Raw genomic sequence first — 22,943 nt, forward strand, 5'->3', positions numbered from 1 at the left:
CGAGCAACCGAGGCCGGCGTAGCCGTTGTAGACCATCTGTGGACCCTGAGCCGGCGCGACGGGCGGCGGCAGCACGTCGCCGGCTCGTCCGCCCGTTTCGCCGCCGACCACGCCCGCCAAGCCGCCGGTCGCGCCGGCTCAGGGTCCACAGATGGTCTACAACGGCTACGCCGGCCTCGGTTGCTCGAACTCGGGCGCCGGGTTCCGGGCGCAGGGCGAGTACAGCGACGGCAAGAAGGGTTGGTACAAGGTCGGCAGCGGCGGGCTGGGCACGGCCGGGTGCGGGGACGACTTCTGGGCGATCCCGATGTCCGGGTCCAAAACCAAGGACGACTCCAGCATCGCGGCCGTATGGACCTGGAACGCCGGTGTCAGGGCGAAGAGTTGCTCGGTGCAGGTGTATGTCCCCGGCGGCTCGACCTGGCGCGACGCGGCCGGCAAGCCCGCGTTCTACCAGGTGCTGGACACCGACAGCGGCTCCGCCCCGGTGCGCTCCACGTTCACTGTCGACCAGACCGCCCACCGAGGTGCCTGGATCCAGGGCGTGAGCCTGCCGGTCAAGGACGGCAAGGTCGTGCTGCGGATGGTCAACCGGGGCCAGGACTGGGACGGCAACGGCGACACCTACGCGCACCTGGCGGCGGGCCAGGCGCGGGTGCTCTGCTACGACCGCTGACCCGGCGAGCGTGCGCGCCGCCGGGCCGTGAGCGGCCCGGCGGCGTTCGGCCGTCGCGGTGTTGCCCGGGTGCGCCGCTCAGCGCGGATACATCTTGACGACCTTGCCGTTCAAGTCGGCCCGCAGATAACCGGACCCGTAGTCGTCGCTCACGTAGATCTTCAGCGACGGCACCCGGTCGATCAGCCCGAGGTCCACGTTCACGTAGTGGGACTTGGGCGTGGTGATGCCCAGTTCCTTGTCCGCCTTGGCGATCAGGGCCGGGAGCGCGTCCCAGTTGACCTCCGCGAGGTCGATGGTCTTGTCGTCGCGGTCGGTGCTCCCGGAGCCGGGGTTCTTCGTGGTGGCGCCGTCGCGGTAGGAGAAGCGGTCGTACAGGCGGGCGTTGCCGGCGACCGGCGCCTCTATCGCGGCGTACTTGTCGTAGATGCTGAGTTCCTTGACCTTGGTGCCCCCGATCGTCGGGGCCATCGCGGCGATCAGGCCGCGGATGGCGGTCGGGGTGAGCAGGTTCACCGTTTCCGCGGCCGGCTTGGTGGTGCGGGTCGCCGACGGCCGACTCGGTGTCTCGTCCACCCGGATCGCCGGCGCGTCCGGTGACCGGGTGGAGCCCGCGCTGTTCGTGGCCTGCTTGCCGGCGCCGGCCGCGCTCGCGCCCGGATCCGAACCCGAGTCGCGCAACTGCAACACCAGGATCACCGCGACCAAGGTGCCGACCAGGGCGGTGCCGATCGCCGAGCCGGTGACGATTCGGACCCGGCGCGCGCGCCGCCGGTCCGGCGAGGTGGGTTCGGCGGGGGTGAACGGCGTTCCGTAGCGCGAGGAGGGCGGGGCGGACGGCGGTGGTGGGGTCGAGGGGATCTGCCAGGCGCCGGAGTTCGCGTCCGCGCCGACCCGGTCCGCGCCCGACCAGGCCGGTCCGTCCTCCGCCGGTCCGCCCGCCGCCGCGCGACCGCCGCCGAGGTCGGCCGGCTGCCAGGTGAGGGCGTCCGCGACCGACAGCGCCGACGTGGTGTGCTGCGAGGAGGGCCGCCCGGTGGGCTCGCCGGCCGCCTCGGCCAACAGCCGGTCCAGCAGCGCCGCATCCGGCCGGGCCGCGGGGTCGCGAACCAACAACGCGTCCAGCACCGGGCCCAGCGCGCCCGCCTGGATCGGCGGGGGCACCGTCTCGGTCAACACCGCGGCGAGCGTGGCCAGGCTGGTCGCCCGGCGCAGCGGGTGTCCCCCCTCCACCGCGACGTACAACATCATCCCGAGCGACCACAAATCGGATGCGGCGTTGTCCTCCTCGCCGCGGATCCGCTCCGGTGCGATGTACTCGGGCGAGCCGATCAGGTCGCCGGTCGCGGTCAAACTCGTCGACTCGCGCAGCGCGGCGATGCCGAAGTCGGTCAACACCGGGCTGCCGTCGCCGCGCAGCAGCACGTTGCCCGGCTTGACGTCGCGGTGGTGGATGCCGGCCGCGTGCGCGGCACTGAGCGCGGACAGCACGCCCCGGCCGATCGCGGCGGCCTCGGCGGGCGCGATCGGGCCGCTCGCCAGCCGGTCGTGCAGCGAGCCCCCGGGAACCAGTTCCATCACCAGCCACGGGTGCGGAACCTCGGCGGCGTCCACGATGTGATGGATCGTCACCACGTTGGGGTGGTTCAGCCGGGCCAACGACCTGGCCTCGCGCAGCACCCGCTCGCGCAACATCCGTGCGGCGGTTGGGTCGTCCTCCAACAGCGCCGGGTCGGGCGGTCGGACCTCCTTGAGTGCCACCTCGCGTTCCAGGGCCAGATCGCGAGCCCGCCAGACCAAGCCCATACCGCCACCACCGAGCCGCTCCAGCAACTCGAAGCGGCCGTCGATCACGCGTCTGCCAGGTGTACCCGGGGTCATGCGGCACACCCTACAAATCCGGACTCCCATCCCGGCAATCGGCGGCCGGATCGTGGGCAGATCCCTCGTCGGGAACCAAGTCCGGGCCGGGACTCGTCGCAGCGGGGGAAGCACGGAGCGTTTCCGATCCACGAGGCACGGTCGAATCGACCGGACCCGATCCGGCCCACCCGGCCGGTCGTTCCGGTCCCGAGTCGGGCCGGGCAACGTCGCGGATCGTCCTCGCCCAGTCCTGTCAGCCACAGCCGGAAGGCGTCATGGCACTCGACCGCACCGTCACCCCGCCCACCGCGTCCCTGCCGCCCGCCCCGGCCGGCGGGTACCGCTGGTGGCTGTTGCTCGTCGTCACGCTCGCCCAGTTGCCCGTCGTCCTTGCCGCGTCGCTGCCGGACGCCGTCCCGGCGCCGTCGGCCGCCGATCTGCGGATCGATCCGGACGACGTCGTGTGGGTGGGTCGCGCGCACCTGCTCGCGCTCGGTGCGCTGCTGCTGCCGGCCGGCCGGCTCGCCGATCTCGTCGGCCCGCGCCGCACGTTCGGCATCGGGCTGATCGGCCTCGCCGGCGCCTCGCTCGTGGTCGGCACCGCCACCGGCCCGGTCCCGCTGTTCGCCGGTCGGGCGCTCCAGGGCGGATTCGGCGCACTCGTGCTCACCGCCGGCCTGGCCCTGCTCACCACGACCTTCACCGACCGCGCCGAACGCGGCTGGGTGCTGGGCCTGCACGCCGGCGTCACCGCGGCGGGCGGCGGCCTGGGCATGCTCGTGGCCGGCGCCGCCACGGCGCACGGCCACTGGCGGGCGCTGCCGTCCGCCCAGGCGGTCCTGCTCCTCGCCCTCGCCCTCGGCGCGCTCAGGCTGTTCGCCCGGCACCCCGAGCCGGCCCGCTCTCCCATCCCGGGCTTCGACCTGCCGGGCGCGTTCGCCGCGACGGTCGGCGTGGGCTGCGTGTTGTACGGCTGCCTGCGGGCCGAGTCGCACGGTGGGCTGGACACGACGGCGTGGCTGTTCCTGGCCGCCGGCGGCGTGTTGTCGGCTGCTCTCGCCCGTCGGCAAACGCTCGCGGCCACCCCGCTGTTGCCACCGCGGATACTGCTGAACCGCGATCGCGGCGCGGCGTTGCTCGGTCTCGCCGTATGCGGCATCGCCACCGTCGCGACGGTCCGCTTCGTGGCGGTCCACCTGCAAGACGGCGGCCCGGGGCTCACTCCGTCCCAGGTGGGGCCGCGGTTGTTGCCGCTGGTGTTGCCGCTGCTGCTCACCGCGCCGCTCGCGGCCGGCCTGCTGCTGCGCCGCGTCGGTGCCAAGACGATCGTGCCGATCGCACTGGGCCTGTGCTGCGTCGGCTTCGTGCTGCTGTACGCGCTGGACCACAACAGTTCGTACCGGACGAATGTGGTCCCGGCGCTGCTCCTGATCGGATTCGGCGCCGGCCTGGCGTTCGGACCGTGTGTGAGCGTGGCCGTGGACGGCGTCCGCGCGGTGGGCGCCGGCGCGGGGGCGACGATCGGGGCGTATGTGCTCGGCGCCGCGATCGGGGTGTCCGTACTGGCCCGCGCCACGGTGGAGGCGTTCCGACTGAACGGCGCCCGGGAGTGGGGGCCCAATCCGATGAAGCCGCCGGCGGCCGGCGTCGCCGCCCGGCTCGCGCCGGTGTACGAGTGGACCGGCGTGCTGCTCGCCCTCGCCCTGGTGGCGACCGCCGTTCTGTTCTCGCCGCGCTCGCGCACGGTCGCCCCGGCCGAGGACGCGTAACGGCCGTATGTCGCCACGTCTTCCGCACTTATCGAAACGCTTGCGTTTCGCTTGATCCACCCCTACGGTTATCGAAACGCCATCGTTTCGCCAACCGAGGTACGCGCGCATGCACACCGATTCGGCCGGGACCACCGACTCCGCACCCACCAACCGGCGTTCCCGGCTGACCCCCGAGCGCGAGGCCGAGTTGTACACGGCCACGGTCGACCTGCTCCGCGAGACGGGCTACGCCGCCCTGACCATGGAGGCCATCGCCGCGCGAGCCAAGGCCAGCAAGGCGACCCTGTACCGCCAATGGCAGAGCAAGCCGCGCCTGGTCGCGGCGGCGCTGCGGCACAACAAGAAGATGTCCCTGGTCGGCCTGGACACCGGTTCGCTGCGCGGCGACCTGCACGAGACCGCGCGCCGGATGGCGTACGGCGCCGCCCCCGACACCGCGCTGCTCGCGAGCGTCGCGCACGCCATCCTGGGCGACCCCGAACTGGGCCTGGCGGTACGGGAAACCATCGTCGAGCCCGAATCCTCGGTGCTCGACCAGGTGCTCACCCGAGCGGTCGCGCGCGGCGAACTCGCCCCGGACAACCCGGCGGTGGGCCTACTGGCCCACCTGCTCATCGGCGCGGTGACCGGCCGGCCGCTGGTCGAGGGCTGCGTCGCCGACGAGGAATACCTGCACCGCTACATCGACGCCGTCGTCCTCCCGGCGCTGCGCCAGCCCTGACCCGCCGGCCGCCGGCCGCCCGACGCGCGTCTCCTTCCACCCGACAGGAGCAGCATCGCCATGCCACAAAGCACCGCCGCCTCCACCGTCCCACCACCAACCGCAGCCGGCCCCGGCGCCCTTCCCCGCCGCTGGCTGATCCTCGCGGTGATCGCGCTCGCGCAGGTCACCGTCGTCCTGGACGCCACGATCGTCAACATCGCCCTGCCGTCCGCACAGCGGGACCTGGGCTTCTCCGACGGCAACCGCCAGTGGGTGGTCACCGCCTACGCCCTCGCGTTCGGCAGCCTGCTCCTGCTCGGCGGCCGGATCGCCGACCTGTTCGGCCGCCGAAACGCCTTCCTGATCGGCCTGTTCGGCTTCGCCCTGGCCTCCGCCGCCGGTGGCGCCGCGCCGAACTTCGAGGTCCTGGTCGCCGCCCGCGCGCTCCAGGGCGTCTTCGGCGCCCTCCTCGCGCCCGCCGCACTGTCCCTGCTCACCACCACGTTCACCGACCCGGCCGAACGTGCCAAGGCATTCGGCGTGTTCGGCGCCGTGGCCGGCGCGGGCGGTGGCGTCGGGCTGCTCCTGGGCGGTCTGCTGACCCAGCACCTCGACTGGCGCTGGTGCCTGTACGTCAACCTGATCCTGGCCGGCGCCGCGATCGTCGGCGGTGTGCTCCTGCTCGGCAGGCACGAAGCCGCCGCCGACCGCCCCCGCCTGGACCTCCCCGGCACGCTGGCCGTCTCGGCCGGGCTGTTCGCCCTCGTCTACGGCTTCTCCCGGGCGGAAAGCGACGGCTGGAGCGACCCGCTCACCTACGGCTGCCTGATCTCCGCCGTCGTGCTGTTGGCCGTGTTCGCCCGGATCCAGAGCCGCGTCGCCAATCCGCTCCTGCCGCTTCGGGTCGTCGTCGACCGCGACCGGGGCGCCGCGCTGCTCGGCATGTTGATCTCCGGCGCCGGGATGTTCGGCATGTTCCTCTTCCTCACCTACTACATGCAGCAGAGCCTGCACTACAGCCCGGTCCGGACCGGACTGGCGTTCCTGCCCATGGTGTTCGGCATCATGATCACCGCGACCAGTGCGACCGTGGTACTCATGCCCCGCTTCGGCCCCAAGCCGATCGTGCCGACCGGAATGGGCCTGGCCGGCCTGGGACTTCTGTATCTGACCCGCCTGGATCTGGACAGCATGTACGCCGGCGACCTGATGCCCGGCCTGATCATGTTCGGCGCCGGCGTGGGACTGGTGATCGCGCCGTGCATGAGCGCGGCCACCTTCGGCGTCCGTGCGGAGGACTCCGGGGTGGCCTCCGCCGCAGTCAACACCGTGCAGCAGGTGGGTGGTTCGGTGGGCGTCGCACTTCTGAGCACGCTGTCCGCCACGGCCGGATCCGACTATCTGAAGCACCGTCAACCCAGCCCGGATGCGTTCGCCCACGCCGCGCTGGAAAGCTACGCGACCGCCTACCGCTGGTCCGCCGTGTTCTTTGCGATCGGCCTGGTCGTCACGGCCCTCCTCTTCCGCCCCGGTGCCCCGACCACCGACCCGGACGCGGCCCCCGTCGTACACATGTAACCCCACCCGGCGGTCGCCCCGCCACGGCAACCGCCGCTGCCCCCGCGCCCGTCCGCCAAGACGTCGGCGGGCCCACCACCGCGAAAGTCGCCCTCACCCCACCACATCCGCCGCCACCCCCGCCCGCGTCCACGAAGGCCTCGGCGGGCCCACCACCGCGGAAGTCGCCCTCACCAGGTGACCCGCTCGGCCCGGCTGGAGCCGGTACCGCTACCCACAGACGAGACCGAGACCGAACCCGGGGGCGAGGCCGAACCCGGGGCGGAGGCCGGGGCCGCGCGCCCGCACCCGAACCGCCGAATCGCCGTGTTCCGCCTCGACGGACCGCTGTTCTTCCCCGACACACGCGGCGCGATCGGCCACGCGCGCGAACTCCTCCGCGCGGGCCGGCCGAATCCGGCGTCGGACTGACGGAGCGGCCCGCTGCCGACGAGCCCGCCGCTACTCGCCCAGGTAGTGGAACGCGAACCGGAGGTAGTGGAACGCGAGCCGGAACACGCCCGCGCGGCCTCCCCGCGCGGCTCCCGCTCAGCCCTGCCGCTCCGCCCGCACGTCGAGCAGCCGACCGATGCGATTGCTGATGATCATGTCCACGCCCATGTCCATCAACCGGCGCATCACCCGCGGCGAATCCACCGTCCAGGCACTCACTCCATACCCGTCCGCGTGACAGCGAGCGACCGAGGCCGCGTCGTACGCACGCCAGCGCAGGTTGATGTACTCCGGTCGAAGGTCGCGCAGCACCGCCGCTTCCGGCACCCGGGCGAGCGAGTCGCCGCTGAGCCCGATGTGCGCGTGGGCCGCGTGCTCGCGCACCCGGCTCATCGCCACCGGGCCGCCGACGTAGAGGATCTGTTCGTTCAACCCGTGCCGGGCGACCGCCTCCACCGCCGGCTCGGCCAGTTCGATCTCGCCGAAGTCGACCATCAATCCGCCTTTGGTGCCCTTGATCAGCTCCAACGCCTCATCGAAGCTGGGCACCCGATACTTCCCGCGCCGCCGGCCGATCTCCCGGACCTGAGCCAGGGTCAGCTCTCGCACGTGCGCGTTGCGCCACCACAGCCGGCGCAGCGTCGCGTCGTGCAACAGCACCAGATGCCCGTCCCGGGTGACCTCCAGGTCGATCTCGACCAGGTCGGCGCCCCGGTTCAGCGCACTGGCCAGCGAGGGCAGGGTGTTCTCCCGAAAGCGCCGGGGGTCGCCTCGGTGGGCCACGGCCAGGGTCACGACAAGCCTCTCGATCGGGGACCGGCGGGCACACCGTACACGCCGGTCGGACGACCCGGCCTCATCGCGCGGACGGGCCGTCGGGCATGCCGAATCCGCGCAGCAAGGTGTCCACGATCCGGGTCGCGAGCACGTCCGCGTCCTCGCCCCGGTCGTCCTGGGCGGCCTCGTGGATCAGCGCGTAGTAGACGCGTCGGGTCCAGTCCAGGTCGACGTCCGGCCGCAGCAGTCCGGCATCGCGCGCCCGCCGGAAGAGCCGGTCGCACCGGTCGAGCACGTCGGTGTGCACGTGCGCCACCTCCGGGTCGTCGGTGCGCAGCGCGTTCATCGCGAAGCCCCACGCGATCTTCACCCGCAGCACGTTCGCGGTGACCTGGTACAGCGCGACCGCGGGCGGCGTGGCGTCCGGACGAGCCGCGGTCACCGCGTCGTGGAACTGGCGCGTGGCCCACCCGGTCATCGCCACGATCAACGCCTCACGGGTCGCGAAGCGACGGTGCACCGTCGTCCTGGCCACTCCGGCCGCCTCGGCGATCTGCTCCATCGTCGCGGCCGGATTGGCACCGAGCACCCGCTCGGCCGCCTCCAGGATCGCCCGCACGGTCCGTTCGGCGTCCGCTCGCAGCGGTCGCACCCGGTCACTGGCCCCGCCTGCCTTGGAAGTCACCCCCGAACTGTACGACAGAGTCGCCACTCAACTTTTACTTGCAACATCAGTGACGCATCTTCTAGATTAATGGCATCAACCAAGAGCCAATTAGTGAGCGCAGCACTTGGTTGGCACAGCACTTGTCGCACATCACTCGGCTCGTACAGCACTCGATTCGCACCCCACTCAATGCGCACAGCACTCAATGCGCACAGCACTCAGTCCGTAACAAGGGAGCCCCCATGGACCTGCGCCTCGACGACAAGACCGCCCTGGTGACCGGCGCAAGCCGAGGCATCGGCCTGGCGATCGTGTCCGCCCTCGTCGACGAGGGCGTGCGCGTCCTGGCCGCCGCCCGCACCATCACGCCGGAACTGGCCGCGACCGGCGCCCGAAGCATGTCCGTCGACCTGACGCGTCCCGACGGACCGATCCGACTCGCCGAACGCGCCGCCGCCGAGTTCGGCCGGCTCGACATCCTGGTCAACAACGTCGGCGGCGGGGATGCGGGCGGCAACGATCAGACCGGCGGCTTCCTGAGCTTCACCGACGAGCAGTGGCTGGCCTCGTTCGAGCTGAACTTCCTGGCCACCGTTCGCACCACCCGCGCCACGCTGCCCGCACTGATCGACGCGCACGGCGCGATCGTGAACATCTCCTCGCTCGGCGCCCGGGCACCGCACGGCGGGCCGGTGCCGTACACGACCGCCAAGGCCGCGCTGACCGCGTTCGGCAAGGCCCTCGCCGAAGAATTCGGCCCGCAGGGCGTCCGGGTCAACACGGTCTCCCCCGGCGCGGTGCGCACCGCGATATGGGAGGCGTCGGACGGCTACGGCGCCCAACTGGCGGCGTCCATGGGCCTGTCCCACGAACAGTTGCTCGCCACCCTCCCCGGCGCGACCGGCATGGTCACCGGTCGCTTCATCGAACCCGCCGAGGTGGCGAGCACCGTCGCCTACCTGGTCTCCCCGCTCGCCGGCAGCGTGACCGGCACCGACCACCTCGTCGACGGCGGCGCGCTCAAGGCCGCCTGAACCGACCGGAGGCTACGAAACCCTCGGGGGCGACGGGGCTTTCCCCGAACACCGCGGGTACGACGGGGCCATCCCCAAGGAGGGCCCGTCGCGCCCGGCGCCCACGACACCGCGGGTACTGCTGCTGCCGCCGCATCGCCGTCGACTGCGCGAGTCGGGGCTGCCGACGGAATAGGGTCTGCCGCGAAACGGGGTCGGGCACGATGCGGAGTCCTGCGCGACGGGGTCCGGCACGACAGGAGTCCTGCGCGACGAGGCTCGGCGCGAAAGACGGGGTCCGCCCCACGTCTTCGGTCGGAAGTCGTGGGGCGGACCCGGGTTCGAGCTTCGGTCAGGCGGCGGCGACCAGTGCGTCGCGGCCGAGCGCGCGGGTACGGGTGGCGGTGACGGTCGCGGTCGACCCGGCCTTGGCCTTGGCCTTGGGGGCCGCGAACACCGCGAGCCGCAGGAAGGCGAACCGGGCCAGTCCGGCGACGCCCGAGGCGGCCAGGTAGGTACCCTGCTCGACCAGGATGCTCGGCGCGGCCTGGACCGCGTGCAGGCCGAGCATCGCCGCCGTGGTGAACAGGTAGGCGACCGCTGCCGAACCGCCCGCCTGGAAGTGCGCCTTGAGGTCGGCGCGGCCCGCCCGGAAGGCGAACCGGCTGTGCAACTCGGTGGCCAGGATGGTGCCGGCCACGGTGACCACCGCGTTGGCGACGGCGATCGACAGGTGCCCGGAGAGCGCGACGAGCGCGGCGCTGGACGCCAGCCCGGTACCGCCACCGAAGACCACGAAGCGAGCGAAGGAGGCGACCGTACCGGGCGTCGACGGCTGAGTGGTGTTCTGCTCTGCGACCCGGCTGCGGTTGTTCACGTGACTCTCCTTGACCCCCTGCGAGCCCTGTCGGCCCGTCTGGATCAAACCTAGGGATCGCGCAACACATTCCCCATGGTGCCCACTTCCCTCCTGGGGTAGGGCTGGCCCCACCCCTCACACGCCGGCCCGCCGCGGACGGGCGCGGTCCCCACCTCGACCAACACCGGCGAAACGGTGCCACAATATCTCTCAAACTCGCCCAAATATCCCGCGCTTTCGGGTCGATCGCGGCCCTCGAACAACCCTCCCGATCCTCTATCGGGCGTCGATGTCTGCCTCGTCACACCACACCGCGCGTGCGACCTCACGCACACGCGGCCGCATTCGCCGCGCCCACGCCGGGAGGCCACCCCCCCGGCCGCCGGGACGAATCCAAGGCCGCCGAGTCGCGCCGATTCACATGGATAAGAGCATCCGATAGCATTAGCTTCGTGAGCACACGAATCGCGGACCTCGACCCCGGCGGCGCCCCCCTGCTCGGCGAGCCCCTCCCGGTGGAGTTTGCCAACACCCGCTACGCGGTGCGGGGCGTGCCGCAGGAGGGCCTGGCCGAGCCGGAGCACCTGGCCGCCTGGCTCCGCGACATCGCGCCGCGTCTGGCCGGCCCGCCCTCCGATACCGCGCTGCTCGCGGTGGACGCGGCGGACCTGGCGGCGGCGCTCGACCTGCGCGAGTGCGTCGCCGCGCTGCTGCGGGCCACGATGACGGACACCGCGCCGGCCGCCGACGTAGCGACCCGGCTCAACGCGTACACCCGCGCGGCCCCGCACTGGCGCGAGCTGACCTGGCCGACCGCGAGCACGCGCACCGAGGCCGCGCCGATCGCGGCGGTGCTGGCCGAGTTGGCGAGCGCGACGATCGACCTGGTCACCGGTCCCGATCGGGCCGAGCTGAGGCCCTGTCACGGCCCGGGGTGCGTGCTGCACTTCGTCAAGAACAACCCGCGCCGCGAATGGTGCTCCGCGGGCTGCGGCAACCGCGCCCGGGTGGCCCGGCACTACCAGCGCACGAAGAACGCGCCCCGGATCTGAACACACCCCGGACGTGAGCCCGCCCCGGACATGACCGCGCCCCGGTTGTCGAGGTTGCGGGCAAACGCCAGGGATAAGGGAAGCCCCTGAAGACCGGAACGAACGCCTCCGAAAGACTTTGGGCGATTCCCAGCGAGAGGCTTCGATTTCCCATGCGCGTTTCCCGGTTCTCCAGTGTGTCCTCGGCCGCCCATCCGGGCCGCCGTCGGGTGGTCGCCCGCTCGTCCGCCGCCGCGGTGGCCGTTCTGGTCGCCTCGACGCTGCTCACCGGCTGCCTCGGCAAGGACGACGACAAGAAGAAGGACGACAAGGGGAGCTCCACCGGGTCCAAACCCCCGATGATCACCATGCCGCCGGCGCCGACCCTGCCGGCCAAGACCGACCCGTCGGCGGGCAGGACCACCGGTGGTGGTGGCGCCGCCACCCCGTCCGGGACCGCGACCAAGAGCACCGGCCGGGTCAAGATGGTCAAGCTGCACAAGGGCGAGTGCATCAACGAGAAGGGCGAGGATCTCGTCACCGTCGTCTGCACCTCGCCGCACGATGCCGAGGTGGTCGGCGAGTTCACGCTGCCGTCGAACATGTCGCCGACGAGCATGACCTTCCAGGAGGACACCGGCAAGAAGTGCACCGAGCTGGTCTCCGGCGCCGCCGAACGCAACAGCAACCTGCAACTCTCCAAGCTCACCCTGCGCCCCACGTCCGGCAGTTGGATCAACGAGAACGACCGCGACCTGACCTGCCTCCTCAAGCGCACGGACCACGCGCCGCTCACGGCTCCGCTGAAGTAGCGGCGGCGAGCGCGGCGGGCGCAGTGCCCGCGGCGCGGACGGGGGCGTAGGGGCGGGCACGGGGATGGGTGGGCACGGCAGGTCGGCACCATCGGAGCGGCGCGGGCGCGTCGCGGGGGCCGCGCGGGACACCCGTGGGGATCGCGACGGAGTGCGTGCCGCCAGAAAGTTACCCATCGGTTAACCCCAGGGTCTCCCGCTGGCAGCTGACGGACCGTCAGGATGGGCACCGTCTGTGTTCGACGTGTACTCGACCTGTGTTCGGCCTGTGCTCGATTCGCCCGTTCCGGTCGGTTCGGCCGGTTCGACTGTCGACTCGTCCTGGAGGTCTGCCCTCGTGTCTCCCCTTTCCCGCCGTGGCTTTCTCGGCGCTGCCGCCGCGTCCGGCGCCGGGCTCGCCGTCGCCTCGGGTCTCTCGCCCGCCGTCGCGGAAGCCGTCGCCGCCACCGCCGGCACGCCCGGCACGCTGGACGATGTCGAGCACGTGGTGATCCTGATGCAGGAGAACCGGTCGTTCGACCACTACTTCGGCACGTTGCGCGGCGTACGCGGCTACGGCGACCGCTCGTTGGTCCGCTTCGCCGGCGGCGGCGACGTACTGCACCAGCGGCTGCTCGGCCTGGGCGGCGGCACCACGTTGCTGCCCTGGCACCTGGACACCGCAACGAGCAACGCCCAGCAGGTGCCCGGCCTGGACCACTCGTGGGGCGGCGGGCACAGCGCGTGGGCCAACGGCCAGTACAGCAACTGGATCCCGGCCAAGTCGTGGCTGACCATGGGCCACTACCAACGCAACGACATTCCTTACCAGTTCGCCCTCGCCGACGCGTTCACCGTGTGCGACCAGTACTTCTCGTCCGCGATGGCCTCCACCAACCCGAACCGCCTCTACCTGTGGACCGGCACCGTGGACCCGGCGGGCCGCGCCGGCGGGCCGGTCGTGGACAACAGCGAACCGGGCTTCCGCTGGACCACCTACCCGGAGCGGCTCCAGGCCGCGGGCATCTCCTGGCGGGTCTACCAGCAGGAGGACAACTACGACGACAACGCACTCGCCTGGTTCGACGCCTTCCGCACCGCGCCGCAGAGTTCGCCGCTGTATGTGAACGGCATGGCGCGGCGCGGCCCCAAGGCCTTTGCCGACGACGTCGCGGCCGGCGCGCTGCCGGCGGTGAGCTGGATCGTGGCGCCCACCGAGGAGTCCGAACACCCGAACTACCCACCGGCCAAGGGCGCGCACTTCACCGCGACCTACGTACTCGACGCACTCGCGGCGCACCCGGAAGTGTGGGCCAAGACGGTGGTCCTGCTCAACTACGACGAGAACGACGGCTTCTACGACCACGTCGTGCCGCCCACCGCACCGCCCGGCACGCCCGACGAATACATCTCCGGCGCGCCGATCGGGCTCGGCCCGCGCGTGCCGATGATCGTCATCTCGCCGTGGAGCCGCAGCGGCCGGGTGTGCTCGGAGGTCTTCGACCACACCTCGGTACTGCGCTTCCTGGAGAACTGGACCGGGGTGCGCGAGGAGAACATCTCCGCGTGGCGGCGCACCATATGCGGGGACCTGATGAGCGCGTTCACGTTCACCGGCAAGGACGTCTCGTTCCCGTCACTGCCCGACACGCGTGCGTTGCTGGACGAACTCGCCAAGCAGAAGTGGAAGTTGCCGCCGCTGATCCCGCCCATCGTCCAGCGGCAGCCGGTCCAGGAGGGTGGCGATCGGCCGGCGCTGCCGATCGACTACGGTTTCGCCACGTCCTCGCGTACCGAGGTCGACAAGGGCCTGCTGTGGATCCGGATCGAGAACACCGGCAGGCTGGGTGCGGGCTTCTCGATCTACACGGTCAACCACCGCAAGTTCGGCGCGTGGCAGTACACCGTGCCGGTCGGCGGAACGGTGGAGGACTTCTTCGGCGCACAGAGCGTCAGCGGTGGCCCGTACGACATCGACGTACACGGCCCGGACGGCTACCTGCGCGGCTTCAAGGGCGACGTCCGCACCTGGACCGACCCGACCAAGGGCCACCCGGAGGCCACCGCCGTCGACCGCCCCGGCCGCGTCCTCGACGTCACCCTCACCAACTCCGGCGGCGCGCCCCTCACCTTCACGATCCAGGGCGCCGGCGCACTCCGAACCATCCTCGTCCCACCCGGCACCACCAGCCACATCACCACACCCGCCGAGCCCACCGGCCACTACGACATCACCGTCACAGCCGACACCCAAGACACCTTCACCCGCCGCTTCGCCGGCCGCCTGTACTAGCTTGTTGGGCGACTTCGTCGCCGGCTCGCGAGGCACCACTTTTTCTTTCCCCCGCTTCGCTCCGCCAAGAAAAAGCGGCCCCTCGCTCGTGACTTCGTGTCCCTGCGCTTCGCTCCGGGCCACGAAGTCAACGTTTGCGGCTCCGCCGCTCTCCGCGCTTCGCGCGTCGATCACTTGGGGCAGCCGGGGTCGGGGGCGCTGACGCGCCGGGGTCGGCCGGCACGGAGGGGCGAGTCGTGGGTTGGCCGGGCCGGGGGCGCTGACGCGCCGGGGGGTGGGCGGCACGGAGGGGCGAAGTCGTGGGTTGGCCGGGCCGGGGGGCCGGAGTGGGGGCGGGTGGGCGCGCGGCCGGAGCGGCGTAGCCGGGCCGAGGGGCGCGGGGCAGCGGCGCGGCGACCAAGCAACGCAGCCGGGCGGCGCGGCGTCGGAGCACGGGGCAGCCGCGCGGTAACCAAGCGGCGGACGCACGGCAGGCCGGCCGCCGGCCGCGTGGTCATCACGCCCGACGCCACGAGGTGCCCGTCCGCTCTGCGGCCGGTGGTGCGGCCGGTGGATCCGTTCGCTGCGCGACGGGTTGCTCGGGCCGCTACGCGGCAGCCGCTTCGCAACACGACCTGCGCCGCATTCACCCGGGCCGCGAAGCGGACGTGCAACCCGAACCGACACACACCGCCGCACGGCCGCGGAGCGGACGAGTAGCACGAACACGAACCAGGCCCACCGGCCCGCCCCAAACCGCCTCACGGCCAACCCCAACGCAATATCGCTTTTGACTCAAGCGATGTCCCGATCCCCGTCGATTCACCCGTTCGAGCGGCATGTGTGCCACACGCCCGATCCGCCCCACCCGTCCGCGTAGCCTGGCGCCCGCGACGGTGCTTCCCCTGCCCGACGAGGCTTTGCCCCGCCCGCACGGGACCACCCGAACACCCCCGCCGGCGGCCGAAAAGAGCCCGCCGCGCGGTCCGCAGGACTCCCGCACGATTCGTTCCGACTTTTCGAGGATGCCGATGGTTCTCGCTGGATCGTCCCCCGGAGGCCGACGGCCGGCCCTCGCGTGGGTCCTCCCCCTCCTCGTGACTGCCGTGTGCGCGGTCGCGGCCGTGGCCGCGGTCTCCTCCCAGGCTCGCCCCGCGGTGGCCTTGTGCGGTGGACTCGCGACCGTCGCCGTCGCCGTGTGCGCCGCCGAGGCGGGCCGCCGTGGGCGCATCATCGCTCAACTGCACACGCGGCTCCAGCAACAACAGGTCGGGCTGCGCCGCCGACTCGCCGCGCAGGAGGTGGAGACGGCCCGGTTGGCCGAGGAGTTGCTGCCCGAGGCCATCGGCCGCCTCCAGGCCGGCGAACCCGTACCGGAGGTCATGCGCAAGGTCGCCCCGCAACCGAACGACCCGACCGAGTTCGCGGTCGCGCACCGCAATGTGATCCGTTCGGTGATCGACACGGTCAGCGCCGAGGAGGACCTGCGCGAGTCCGCCCAGCGCGCGTTCGTCAACATCGCCCGCCGTGTTCAGGCCACCATTCACCAACAGGCCCAGGACATGCGGGACATGGAGGACCGACACGGCGACGACCCGGTCGTCTTCCGCGACCTCCTGCACCTCGACCACGGCAACGCGCTGATCGGCCGGATGGCCGACAGCATCGCCGTGCTCGGCGGCGCCCGCCCCGGCCGCCAGTGGGAAACCGACATCGGCATGTACAGCGTGCTGCGCGGCGCGATGTCGCGCATCCTGGACTATCGCCGGGTCAAGCTGCACTCGGTCGTCGAGGTCGCGGTCATCTCCCAGCACGTCGAGCCGCTGATCCACGCGATCGCCGAACTCCTCGACAACGCCACCCGATACTCGCCGCCCTCGACCACCGTGCACCTGAGCACCACCGAGGTGCAGACCGGCATCGCGGTCGAGATCGAGGACGCCGGCGTCGGCCTGAGCGAAGAGGCCCGCCGCCGGGCCGAGCGCATCCTGTCCCTGGACGGTGAGGCGCTCAACCTGAACGACCTGGGCGAGACCCCGCGCCTGGGCCTGACCGTGGTGGCCCGCCTCGCGCACGCCAACAACTTCAAGGTGATGCTGCGCCCTTCGGCCTACTCCGGCGTGCGGGCCGTCGTGGTCATCCCCAAGAACCAGATCACCGCGAACGTGCCGCCGATGTACCCGATGCCGGAGCACCTCCAGCACCTGGACGAACTCCCGTCCCTGCACGACATGATGACCGACACGCCGGTCGGCACCGAGTTGGGCGCGAACGGGCTGCCGCAACGCCGTCGGCGCAGCCTGGGTACCGTCCCGCGCGCCGCGGCGCCCCGCGGCGAGCACCGTGCAACCACGCCGGGGACCGCCGCGCCGAGCGCCGACGACGCCCCGCCGGGACTCGGCCTGGACGCGTTCCTCAGTGGCATCAACGGCGAACTACCGCCCAGCGGACGGCGATCAGAGACCGGGGATGAGTCGTGGGACGACGGGGGATATCGATGACGGGCTACCGACCTAACATGGACTGGATACTTGCCGATCTGGCGAAGAGCGTGCCGTTCACGCGCTACATCGTGCTGCTGTCCGCGGACGGCCTGCGGATGGCCCAGCACAACACCGCGGCGGACACCGCCGATCGGCTCGCCGCCGCGTGCGCGGGCCTACAGAGCCTCGCCGCCGCGATCGCGTCCGAATTCCCCAAGGGCGACGGTCGGATGCGCCTGGTCGTGATCGAGGTCAACGGCGGCTACTTCTACATGATGGCAGCCGGCGCCGGCGCGTATCTCGCGGTGCTGGCCGACGGCCAGGTGGACACCGGCCTGCTCGGTCACCGGATGCGCGACCTGGTGATCCGGATCGGCGAACACCTGACCAGTCCGCCCCGCCGCGACGGGGCCTTTCCGTGAGTGTGTCGCGGCGCTCACGGCGCGATCCACACCCCGAACGGCTGTACATGGTCGGGGAAAACCCCAGGACCGGCAACCGGTTGGACCTCGTCACGCTGTTCGTCGCCAAGCACGAACCGAAGCGCGGGATGGCTCCCGAACTGGCCGCGATCCTGCGGATGTGTGAACAGCCCCTGTCGATGGCGGAGATCTCCGCCCACATGCGGCTGCCGACCAGCGTACTGACGCTGGTGCTGCTGGACATGGTGCGCACGAATCGACTCGAGGCCCGGGCACCGATCCCGGCCGCTTCGTTGCCCGACATCGATCTGCTCAAGGCGGTGATGCATGGACTACAAAGGCTCTGAGACCCTCGCCGGGCCGCGCCCCGAGGACATGCTGCCCGCGACGGCCGCCGCTGCGGTCAAGGTCGTGGTCGTCGGCGGCTTCGGCGTCGGCAAGACCACCCTGGTCGGCGCGGTCAGCGAGATCCGGCCGCTCACCACCGAGGAGACGATGACCCAGGCGGGCGTCGGAATCGACGACCTCGCGGGCATCGAGGCCAAGACCACCACGACCGTGGCGATGGACTTCGGTCGGATCAGCCTCAACGAGCGCCTGGTGCTCTACCTGTTCGGCACCCCCGGACAGGAGCGCTTCTGGTTCCTGTGGAACGGCCTGTTCGACGGCGCGCTCGGTGCCGTGGTCCTGGTCGACACCCGGCGCCTGGAGGTGTGCTTCGACGTGATGGGCCGGCTGGAGGATCGCGGCGTGCCGTTCGTGGTCGCGGTCAACACGTTCCCCGAGTCGCCGGCCTACTCGATGGACGAACTACGCGGCGCACTGGACCTGGACGAGTCCGTACCGATGGTCGACTGCGACGCCCGCAGTCGGGGATCGAGCCGGGACGTCCTGATGGCCCTCATGCAATACCTCTACACGCTCACCACGTACCGGGAGACGCAATGACCGCTCCTCCCCCCGTTCCGCCGCCCGGCTGCCCCGCGCACGCGGGCGCGACGGCCACCGAGGGCATCACCAGGTTGTACGGACCTGAGACGATCGCGGACCCGGGTGCCACGTACGAGAGGTTGCGCGCCGAGTACGGAGCGGTCGCGCCGATCCTGGTCGACGGCGACTTCCCGGGCTGGCTGGTACTGGGCTACCGGGAGAACCTGGAGGTCATGCGTACGCCGAGCCGATTCTCCCGGGACGCGCGCAACTGGCGCGACTGGCGCGAGGGGCGCATCCCGCCGGACGCCACCATCCTGCCGATCATGGAGTACCGCCCGGACTGCGTGTCCAGCGACGGCGCCGAGCACCAGCGGCTGCGCACCGTGGTCACCGAGAGTCTGGACCGGTTCGACCGACGCGGCATCCGCAAGCACGTCCAACGACTCGCCCACGAACTGATCGACCGGATCGCGGCCGATGGTCACGCCGACCTGGTCGCCCAGTACGCGCAGCAGTTGCCGATGCTGGTCATCGCGCAGCTCTACGGTCTGCCCGACGCGATGGGCCCGCGTCTGGTCGAGGCCAGCGCCGAGCTGATGATGCAGGGCGAACGCGCGCTCGAATGCAACGAGTTCATTTTGCGGACGCTGCGCGAACTGGCCGACCGCAAGCGTGCCGAGCCGGCCGCCGACTTGCCGTCGTGGCTGATCGAGCACCCGAACAAGCTGTCCGAGGACGAGGTCCTGCACCACCTGCGGCTGGTGATGGTCGCGGCGAACGAGTTGACCATCGCGCTGATCGCGAACACGCTGCGGGTGGTCCTGAGCGACGATCGATTCGCCGCCTCGCTGGCCGGGTCGCGGTTGACCCTGCCCGACGCGGTCGAGCAAGTCCTATGGGACGAACCGCCGTTGTGGGTCATCCCGGGACGCTGGGCGCTGGTCGACACCGAGTTGGGCGGACGTCGGATCAAGGCCGGCGACCTGCTCGTACTCGGCGTGATGGCCGGCAACGTCGATCCGCAGATCCGTACCGACCTCACCGTTCCGGTCCACAACAACCGCGCCCACCTGGCGTTCAGCGGCGGCGCGCACCTGTGTCCGGGACAGGACATCGGCCGAGCCATCACGGACACCGCGATCGACACACTCAACAGCCGGCTTCCCGACATCCGCCTGGCCCACCCCGACCGCCCGCCGGCCTGGCACGCGGCCACCTGGGCCCGCTACCTCACCTCGCTACCGGTCGAGTTCACCCCGGTCCCGCTGGTGGAGCCCACCGAATGGACCCGTCCACCCCGCCCACCCCGCCCCACCACCCCACCGGAACCACCGATGGACCTCCTACCCACCAACTGGTGGACCCGCGCCACCACTTGGCTCTTCGGCTGACGAACGAACACGCACGCCCGAACGAACGGACGGGCTGAGAGCGCGAACCCCTCAGCCCGTCCCGCATTCCCTGTCAACCCATCCGGCATTCCACATCAGCCCGTCCGGCGTTTGAGGACGGCCCGGAACGCTCCCAGGCTCACGACACCCCGGTGATCACCCGCAACAAGGCCCCGACCGCATCCGCCATCGCCCCCCTCGAAGCGACCAGCGCCAAGCGTGGATCGGCCTTCCCGGGCTCGGCGACCAGCCGCGACCGCAGAGTCCCGGTGTAGGCGATGTTGAGCGCGGTGCCCACATTGATCTTCGTCATCCCCGCAGCCACCGCACTCCGCAGCTCGTCGTCCGGCACCCCCGAGGACCCGTGCAGCACCAGCGGTACGTCCACCGCGGCGCGCAGCCGCGCGATCAGGTCGTGGTCGAGCGTGGCGGTCCGATCCAGCATCGCGTGGCTACTGCCGACCGCGACGGCCAACGCGTCGACGCCGGTCGCCCGCACGTACGCGGCGGCCTCGTCCGGATCCGTGCGCGCCCCCGGCGCGTGCGCGTCGAGCGCGGGATGGCCCGGCTTGCCGCCGACCTCGCCGAGTTCGGCCTCCAGGGTGATCCCGCGCTCGTGTGCCCAGGCCACCGCGTCCGAGGTGGCCGCCACGTTGTCCGCGTAGCTCAGCCGCGACGCGTCGAACATGACCGAGCTGATCCCGGTCCCCTCGGCGGCCTGCAACAGGTCCACCGATTCGACGTGGTCCAGGTGCAGCGCGACCGGTACCGCGGCCTCCTCCGCGAGCACCCGACACGCGGCCGCGAGCGGACCGAGCCGCCCGCGCCGGAACTTCACCGCGTTCTCGCTGATCGCCACCACGACCGGCAGCCCCGCCGCCTCCGCCGCGATCAGCACCGCCTCGGCGTGCTCCAACGTGATCACGTTGAACGCGGCAACCCCCACCCCGTCCGCGCGCGCCGCGTCGGTCAATATCCCCGTCGAGGTCAACGGCATGTCATCTCTCCTCGTGAACGATCCCGACCACCATCAACCCCGAGCCCGCCCGGGTCCGAACCCGCGCGACCCACCCGGGCACCGGCCCGCGTCCCGCAGGACCCCCGGCCGTTCCTCATCGCGGCGGCTCCACCGCGTCGACCCGCACCCTCGGCCGCCAGGTCCGGTACAGCTCGGCGTCCACATCGCCCGCCACCGGCGCGGCCACCGCCGCCGCCGACAGGGCGACCGCGTCCCGCAATCGGTCCGGCCACGGGCTGCCTTCGGCCAACCCGCGCGCCAGCGCCGCCACCGCCGCGTCGCCCGCGCCGGTGGCATTGCCATGGACCGAGGCCGGCGGTACGGCCCGCCACCAGCCCGCGCCGGTCCCGGCGACCATGCCCTCCGGACCGAACGAGGCGACCACCGCCGTGTCGGAGCGCGACTCCCGCAGCAGCCGCGCCACCGCCCGCAACGGATGGCTCTCGCCCGTCGCCGCGACCAGCTCGTCGGCGTTCGGCTTGACCAGGTCCGGCCCGGCCGCGACGCCGGCCACCAGCGCCGGCCCCGATGCGTCCAGCAGCACCGGCACCCGCGCCGCCCGAGCGAGCGTCACCAACTCCGCGTAGCCGCCCACCGCAACCCCCGGCGGCAGACTCCCGGACAGCACCAACACCGAGGCATTGGGCAGGAGTTCGGCCGCAGCGGCGACCATCCGAGCCCATTCCTGCGCGGTCCGTGCGGGGCCGAGTTCGTTCAGCGACGTCGCGCCGCCCGAGCCGGTCTCCACGATCGTGGTGGTGCAGCGGGTCTCGCCTGACACCGGTACCGCCGTCAACGCGATGTCGGCCGCCGCGAGGTCGGCCCGTATTCGCTCGCCCGTCACGCCCCCGAGCGGGGCCACCGCCGCGACCGCGACCCCCAGCGAGCGCAACACGCGCGTGACGTTGATGCCCTTGCCCCCGGCCCGCCCGCCGACCGACAGCGGGCGATTGGCGCCGTGCCGTTCCAGGTGCTCCAGGTGGTAGGTGACATCCCAGGCCGGATTCGGCGTCACTGTGAGGATCACGAAGCCTCCTGCCCGTCCAAGACCGCGTCGCCGATGCCGTCCCTCACGATGCGTCCAGCACCACGGACCGGGTCAGGTGCCTCGGCTCGTCCGGGTTCAACCCCCGGCTCTGCGCGACCGCGACCGCGAGCTTCTGCACCCGGACCAGTTCCGCCATCGGGTCGAGCGCGCCGGCCACGAACGTACCCCCGGTGGCCGCGACCTGGTCGGCGAGGCCCTCCGGGACCGGCCCGAACACCCACGTGATCCGGTTCGGCGCGGCGATGCTGATCGGCCCGTGCCGGTACTCCATCGCCGGGTAGCTCTCCGTCCACGCGCAGGCGGCTTCGCGCATCTTCAGCGCGGCCTCCGCGGCGAGCCCGGTCGACCACCCCGTGCCCAGGAAGGTGAACTGCTCCGCCGCCAGGTACTCCGGGTCCGGCTCCCAGGCGAGGGCCGTCTGCGCGTCCCGGATCGCCGCGGCCAAGTCCTCGCCCACGTGCGCGCGCAGCAGGGCGAGCGCCGTGGTGGCGAACCGGGTCTGCACCACCGATTGTTCGTCCGCGAAGTCGAGCATGACGATCTCGTCCGCCGCGGTGATGATCGGCGTGTCCGGCGTACCGGTGATCGCGGTCGTCGCGACGGTGCCGCGGATGTCCGCCAGCAGCCGCAGCACCTCGGTGGTGGTGCCGGAGCGGGTCAGCGCGATCACCCGGTCGTAGTCCCGTACGCCGGGGAACTCCGAGGCGGCGAAGGCGTCGGTCACGCCGAGCCCGGCCTGCTCACGCAGCACGGCGTACGCCTGGCCGATGAACCACGACGTCCCGCATCCGACGATCGCGACCCGCTCGCCGGACTTGGGCAGTCCCGCGCAGTCCGCGGCCCGCGCGGCGGCACGCGCCCACAGCTCGGGCTGGGTGGCGATCTCGGCAGAGGTGTGGCTCACGGTCGTCATGGCGCTCCCGGGTCCTTGGGCGGTGCGGCCTGCGCACTGCTGCACTCGCATGCTTGAAACTATTCATTTGATAGCAGTTTCACGCACGAATGAGCAATCCCGCGCACCTCCCGGAAGCCCAATTCATCCCTTTAACCCGAAATCTGCACCTGGTGAGACGGCCAACGGACGTGCGAGGCCCCAAGACGGCGCGGGACACCGCCGCGAGCGGCCGGGCCGGGCCCGGCCGCCGGAGACGGGGGTGCGTGGTGCGGGCAGGTCCAGGCTGGGCAGTGTGGTGAGCTTCACGCCCTCGTCCACG

Annotated in this window: 21 protein-coding genes; 14 read left to right on the top strand and 7 right to left on the bottom strand. The window is 71.7% G+C overall.

Annotation, left to right across the window (positions count from 1 at the left end; all coding sequences use genetic code 11):
• Nucleotides 1-151 precede the first annotated feature (151 nt).
• Nucleotides 152-676, top strand: a complete 525-nt coding sequence (locus ABZS54_RS33325; protein WP_355544691.1) for a hypothetical protein — start codon at nucleotides 152-154, stop codon at nucleotides 674-676.
• A 78-nt stretch (nucleotides 677-754) separates the two neighbouring features.
• Here ABZS54_RS33325 and ABZS54_RS33330 read toward each other — a convergent pair whose 3' ends face one another.
• Entirely contained in the window at nucleotides 755-2,557 is a 1,803-nt protein-coding gene (locus tag ABZS54_RS33330; protein ID WP_355544694.1) for a serine/threonine-protein kinase, read from the bottom strand.
• A gap of 257 nt (nucleotides 2,558-2,814) precedes the next feature.
• On the opposite strand from ABZS54_RS33330, the gene ABZS54_RS33335 reads away from it, so the two are divergent.
• From ABZS54_RS33335 to ABZS54_RS33350, 4 genes are all read left to right on the top strand, one after another.
• A complete protein-coding gene (locus ABZS54_RS33335) occupies nucleotides 2,815-4,308 on the top strand; it encodes an MFS transporter (protein ID WP_355544697.1) in 1,494 nt (497 codons plus the stop codon).
• A gap of 109 nt (nucleotides 4,309-4,417) precedes the next feature.
• Nucleotides 4,418-5,032 (top strand): TetR/AcrR family transcriptional regulator, encoded by a 615-nt coding sequence (locus tag ABZS54_RS33340; protein WP_355544700.1) that lies wholly within the window; start codon nucleotides 4,418-4,420, stop codon nucleotides 5,030-5,032.
• A gap of 60 nt (nucleotides 5,033-5,092) precedes the next feature.
• Nucleotides 5,093-6,592 (top strand): MFS transporter, encoded by a 1,500-nt coding sequence (locus ABZS54_RS33345; RefSeq protein WP_355544703.1) that lies wholly within the window; start codon nucleotides 5,093-5,095, stop codon nucleotides 6,590-6,592.
• A gap of 177 nt (nucleotides 6,593-6,769) precedes the next feature.
• A complete protein-coding gene (locus ABZS54_RS33350; RefSeq protein ID WP_355544706.1) occupies nucleotides 6,770-7,003 on the top strand; it encodes a hypothetical protein in 234 nt (77 codons plus the stop codon).
• A 117-nt stretch (nucleotides 7,004-7,120) separates the two neighbouring features.
• Here ABZS54_RS33350 and ABZS54_RS33355 read toward each other — a convergent pair whose 3' ends face one another.
• Complete coding sequence (locus ABZS54_RS33355) at nucleotides 7,121-7,819, bottom strand: glycerophosphodiester phosphodiesterase (RefSeq protein WP_355544709.1); 699 nt, start codon at nucleotides 7,817-7,819, stop codon at nucleotides 7,121-7,123.
• Nucleotides 7,820-7,880: 61 nt separating this feature from the next.
• Nucleotides 7,881-8,486: a helix-turn-helix domain-containing protein gene (locus tag ABZS54_RS33360; RefSeq protein WP_355544712.1), complete on the bottom strand. Its 606-nt coding sequence runs from the start codon at nucleotides 8,484-8,486 to the stop codon at nucleotides 7,881-7,883.
• A gap of 224 nt (nucleotides 8,487-8,710) precedes the next feature.
• On the opposite strand from ABZS54_RS33360, the gene ABZS54_RS33365 reads away from it, so the two are divergent.
• Entirely contained in the window at nucleotides 8,711-9,502 is a 792-nt protein-coding gene (locus ABZS54_RS33365; RefSeq protein ID WP_355544715.1) for an SDR family oxidoreductase, read from the top strand.
• Nucleotides 9,503-9,833: 331 nt separating this feature from the next.
• Here ABZS54_RS33365 and ABZS54_RS33370 read toward each other — a convergent pair whose 3' ends face one another.
• Entirely contained in the window at nucleotides 9,834-10,358 is a 525-nt protein-coding gene (locus tag ABZS54_RS33370; protein ID WP_355544717.1) for a hypothetical protein, read from the bottom strand.
• Between the two features lie 434 nt (nucleotides 10,359-10,792).
• Here ABZS54_RS33370 and ABZS54_RS33375 point away from each other — a divergent pair, with 434 nt between their 5' ends.
• From ABZS54_RS33375 to ABZS54_RS33410, 8 genes are all read left to right on the top strand, one after another.
• Nucleotides 10,793-11,392 carry an ABATE domain-containing protein gene (locus ABZS54_RS33375; RefSeq protein WP_355544720.1) on the top strand — a complete coding sequence of 200 codons (600 nt, stop codon included), beginning with the start codon at nucleotides 10,793-10,795 and terminating at the stop codon, nucleotides 11,390-11,392.
• Nucleotides 11,393-11,544: 152 nt separating this feature from the next.
• Nucleotides 11,545-12,183 (top strand): septum formation family protein, encoded by a 639-nt coding sequence (locus ABZS54_RS33380; protein ID WP_355544723.1) that lies wholly within the window; start codon nucleotides 11,545-11,547, stop codon nucleotides 12,181-12,183.
• Nucleotides 12,184-12,520: 337 nt separating this feature from the next.
• Complete coding sequence (locus ABZS54_RS33385; RefSeq protein ID WP_355544725.1) at nucleotides 12,521-14,455, top strand: phosphocholine-specific phospholipase C; 1,935 nt, start codon at nucleotides 12,521-12,523, stop codon at nucleotides 14,453-14,455.
• Between the two features lie 1,004 nt (nucleotides 14,456-15,459).
• Nucleotides 15,460-16,935 (top strand): ATP-binding protein, encoded by a 1,476-nt coding sequence (locus tag ABZS54_RS33390; protein ID WP_355544728.1) that lies wholly within the window; start codon nucleotides 15,460-15,462, stop codon nucleotides 16,933-16,935.
• Nucleotides 16,936-16,952: 17 nt separating this feature from the next.
• Complete coding sequence (locus tag ABZS54_RS33395) at nucleotides 16,953-17,339, top strand: roadblock/LC7 domain-containing protein (protein WP_355544730.1); 387 nt, start codon at nucleotides 16,953-16,955, stop codon at nucleotides 17,337-17,339.
• Nucleotides 17,340-17,386: 47 nt separating this feature from the next.
• Nucleotides 17,387-17,686: a DUF742 domain-containing protein gene (locus ABZS54_RS33400; RefSeq protein WP_355544747.1), complete on the top strand. Its 300-nt coding sequence runs from the start codon at nucleotides 17,387-17,389 to the stop codon at nucleotides 17,684-17,686.
• Nucleotides 17,667-18,287, top strand: a complete 621-nt coding sequence (locus ABZS54_RS33405) for an ATP/GTP-binding protein (RefSeq protein WP_355544732.1) — start codon at nucleotides 17,667-17,669, stop codon at nucleotides 18,285-18,287. The genes ABZS54_RS33400 and ABZS54_RS33405 overlap by 20 nt, the downstream gene beginning before the upstream one ends.
• Complete coding sequence (locus ABZS54_RS33410; protein WP_355544735.1) at nucleotides 18,284-19,663, top strand: cytochrome P450; 1,380 nt, start codon at nucleotides 18,284-18,286, stop codon at nucleotides 19,661-19,663. The genes ABZS54_RS33405 and ABZS54_RS33410 overlap by 4 nt, the downstream gene beginning before the upstream one ends.
• A gap of 139 nt (nucleotides 19,664-19,802) precedes the next feature.
• On the opposite strand, the gene ABZS54_RS33415 is transcribed toward ABZS54_RS33410, so the two are convergent.
• From ABZS54_RS33415 to ABZS54_RS33425, 3 genes are all read right to left on the bottom strand, one after another.
• A complete protein-coding gene (locus ABZS54_RS33415; RefSeq protein WP_355544738.1) occupies nucleotides 19,803-20,660 on the bottom strand; it encodes a class II fructose-bisphosphate aldolase in 858 nt (285 codons plus the stop codon).
• Nucleotides 20,661-20,775: 115 nt separating this feature from the next.
• On the bottom strand, nucleotides 20,776-21,708 hold the full coding sequence (locus ABZS54_RS33420) for a hexose kinase (protein WP_355544741.1): 933 nt from the start codon (nucleotides 21,706-21,708) through the stop codon (nucleotides 20,776-20,778).
• Between the two features lie 43 nt (nucleotides 21,709-21,751).
• Entirely contained in the window at nucleotides 21,752-22,642 is an 891-nt protein-coding gene (locus ABZS54_RS33425) for an SIS domain-containing protein (protein ID WP_355544744.1), read from the bottom strand.
• Nucleotides 22,643-22,943 lie beyond the last annotated feature (301 nt).

This window comes from Embleya sp. NPDC005575 (genome assembly GCF_040605455.1).
Classification (GTDB): domain Bacteria; phylum Actinomycetota; class Actinomycetes; order Streptomycetales; family Streptomycetaceae; genus Embleya.

What these genes read in the sequence shown, in the direction of transcription:
- ABZS54_RS33365 (WP_355544715.1), top strand. Translation starts at nt 8,711, where the DNA reads ATGGACCTGCGCCTCGACGACAAGACCGCCCTGGTGACCGGCGCAAGC.
- ABZS54_RS33410 (WP_355544735.1), top strand. Translation starts at nt 18,284, where the DNA reads ATGACCGCTCCTCCCCCCGTTCCGCCGCCCGGCTGCCCCGCGCACGCG.
- ABZS54_RS33400 (WP_355544747.1), top strand. Translation starts at nt 17,387, where the DNA reads ATGGTCGGGGAAAACCCCAGGACCGGCAACCGGTTGGACCTCGTCACG.
- ABZS54_RS33335 (WP_355544697.1), top strand. Translation starts at nt 2,815, where the DNA reads ATGGCACTCGACCGCACCGTCACCCCGCCCACCGCGTCCCTGCCGCCC.
- ABZS54_RS33380 (WP_355544723.1), top strand. Translation starts at nt 11,545, where the DNA reads ATGCGCGTTTCCCGGTTCTCCAGTGTGTCCTCGGCCGCCCATCCGGGC.
- ABZS54_RS33330 (WP_355544694.1), bottom strand. Translation starts at nt 2,557, where the DNA reads ATGACCCCGGGTACACCTGGCAGACGCGTGATCGACGGCCGCTTCGAG.
- ABZS54_RS33415 (WP_355544738.1), bottom strand. Translation starts at nt 20,660, where the DNA reads ATGCCGTTGACCTCGACGGGGATATTGACCGACGCGGCGCGCGCGGAC.
- ABZS54_RS33345 (WP_355544703.1), top strand. Translation starts at nt 5,093, where the DNA reads ATGCCACAAAGCACCGCCGCCTCCACCGTCCCACCACCAACCGCAGCC.
- ABZS54_RS33395 (WP_355544730.1), top strand. Translation starts at nt 16,953, where the DNA reads ATGGACTGGATACTTGCCGATCTGGCGAAGAGCGTGCCGTTCACGCGC.
- ABZS54_RS33325 (WP_355544691.1), top strand. Translation starts at nt 152, where the DNA reads ATGGTCTACAACGGCTACGCCGGCCTCGGTTGCTCGAACTCGGGCGCC.
- ABZS54_RS33390 (WP_355544728.1), top strand. Translation starts at nt 15,460, where the DNA reads ATGCCGATGGTTCTCGCTGGATCGTCCCCCGGAGGCCGACGGCCGGCC.
- ABZS54_RS33425 (WP_355544744.1), bottom strand. Translation starts at nt 22,642, where the DNA reads ATGACGACCGTGAGCCACACCTCTGCCGAGATCGCCACCCAGCCCGAG.
- ABZS54_RS33340 (WP_355544700.1), top strand. Translation starts at nt 4,418, where the DNA reads ATGCACACCGATTCGGCCGGGACCACCGACTCCGCACCCACCAACCGG.
- ABZS54_RS33405 (WP_355544732.1), top strand. Translation starts at nt 17,667, where the DNA reads ATGGACTACAAAGGCTCTGAGACCCTCGCCGGGCCGCGCCCCGAGGAC.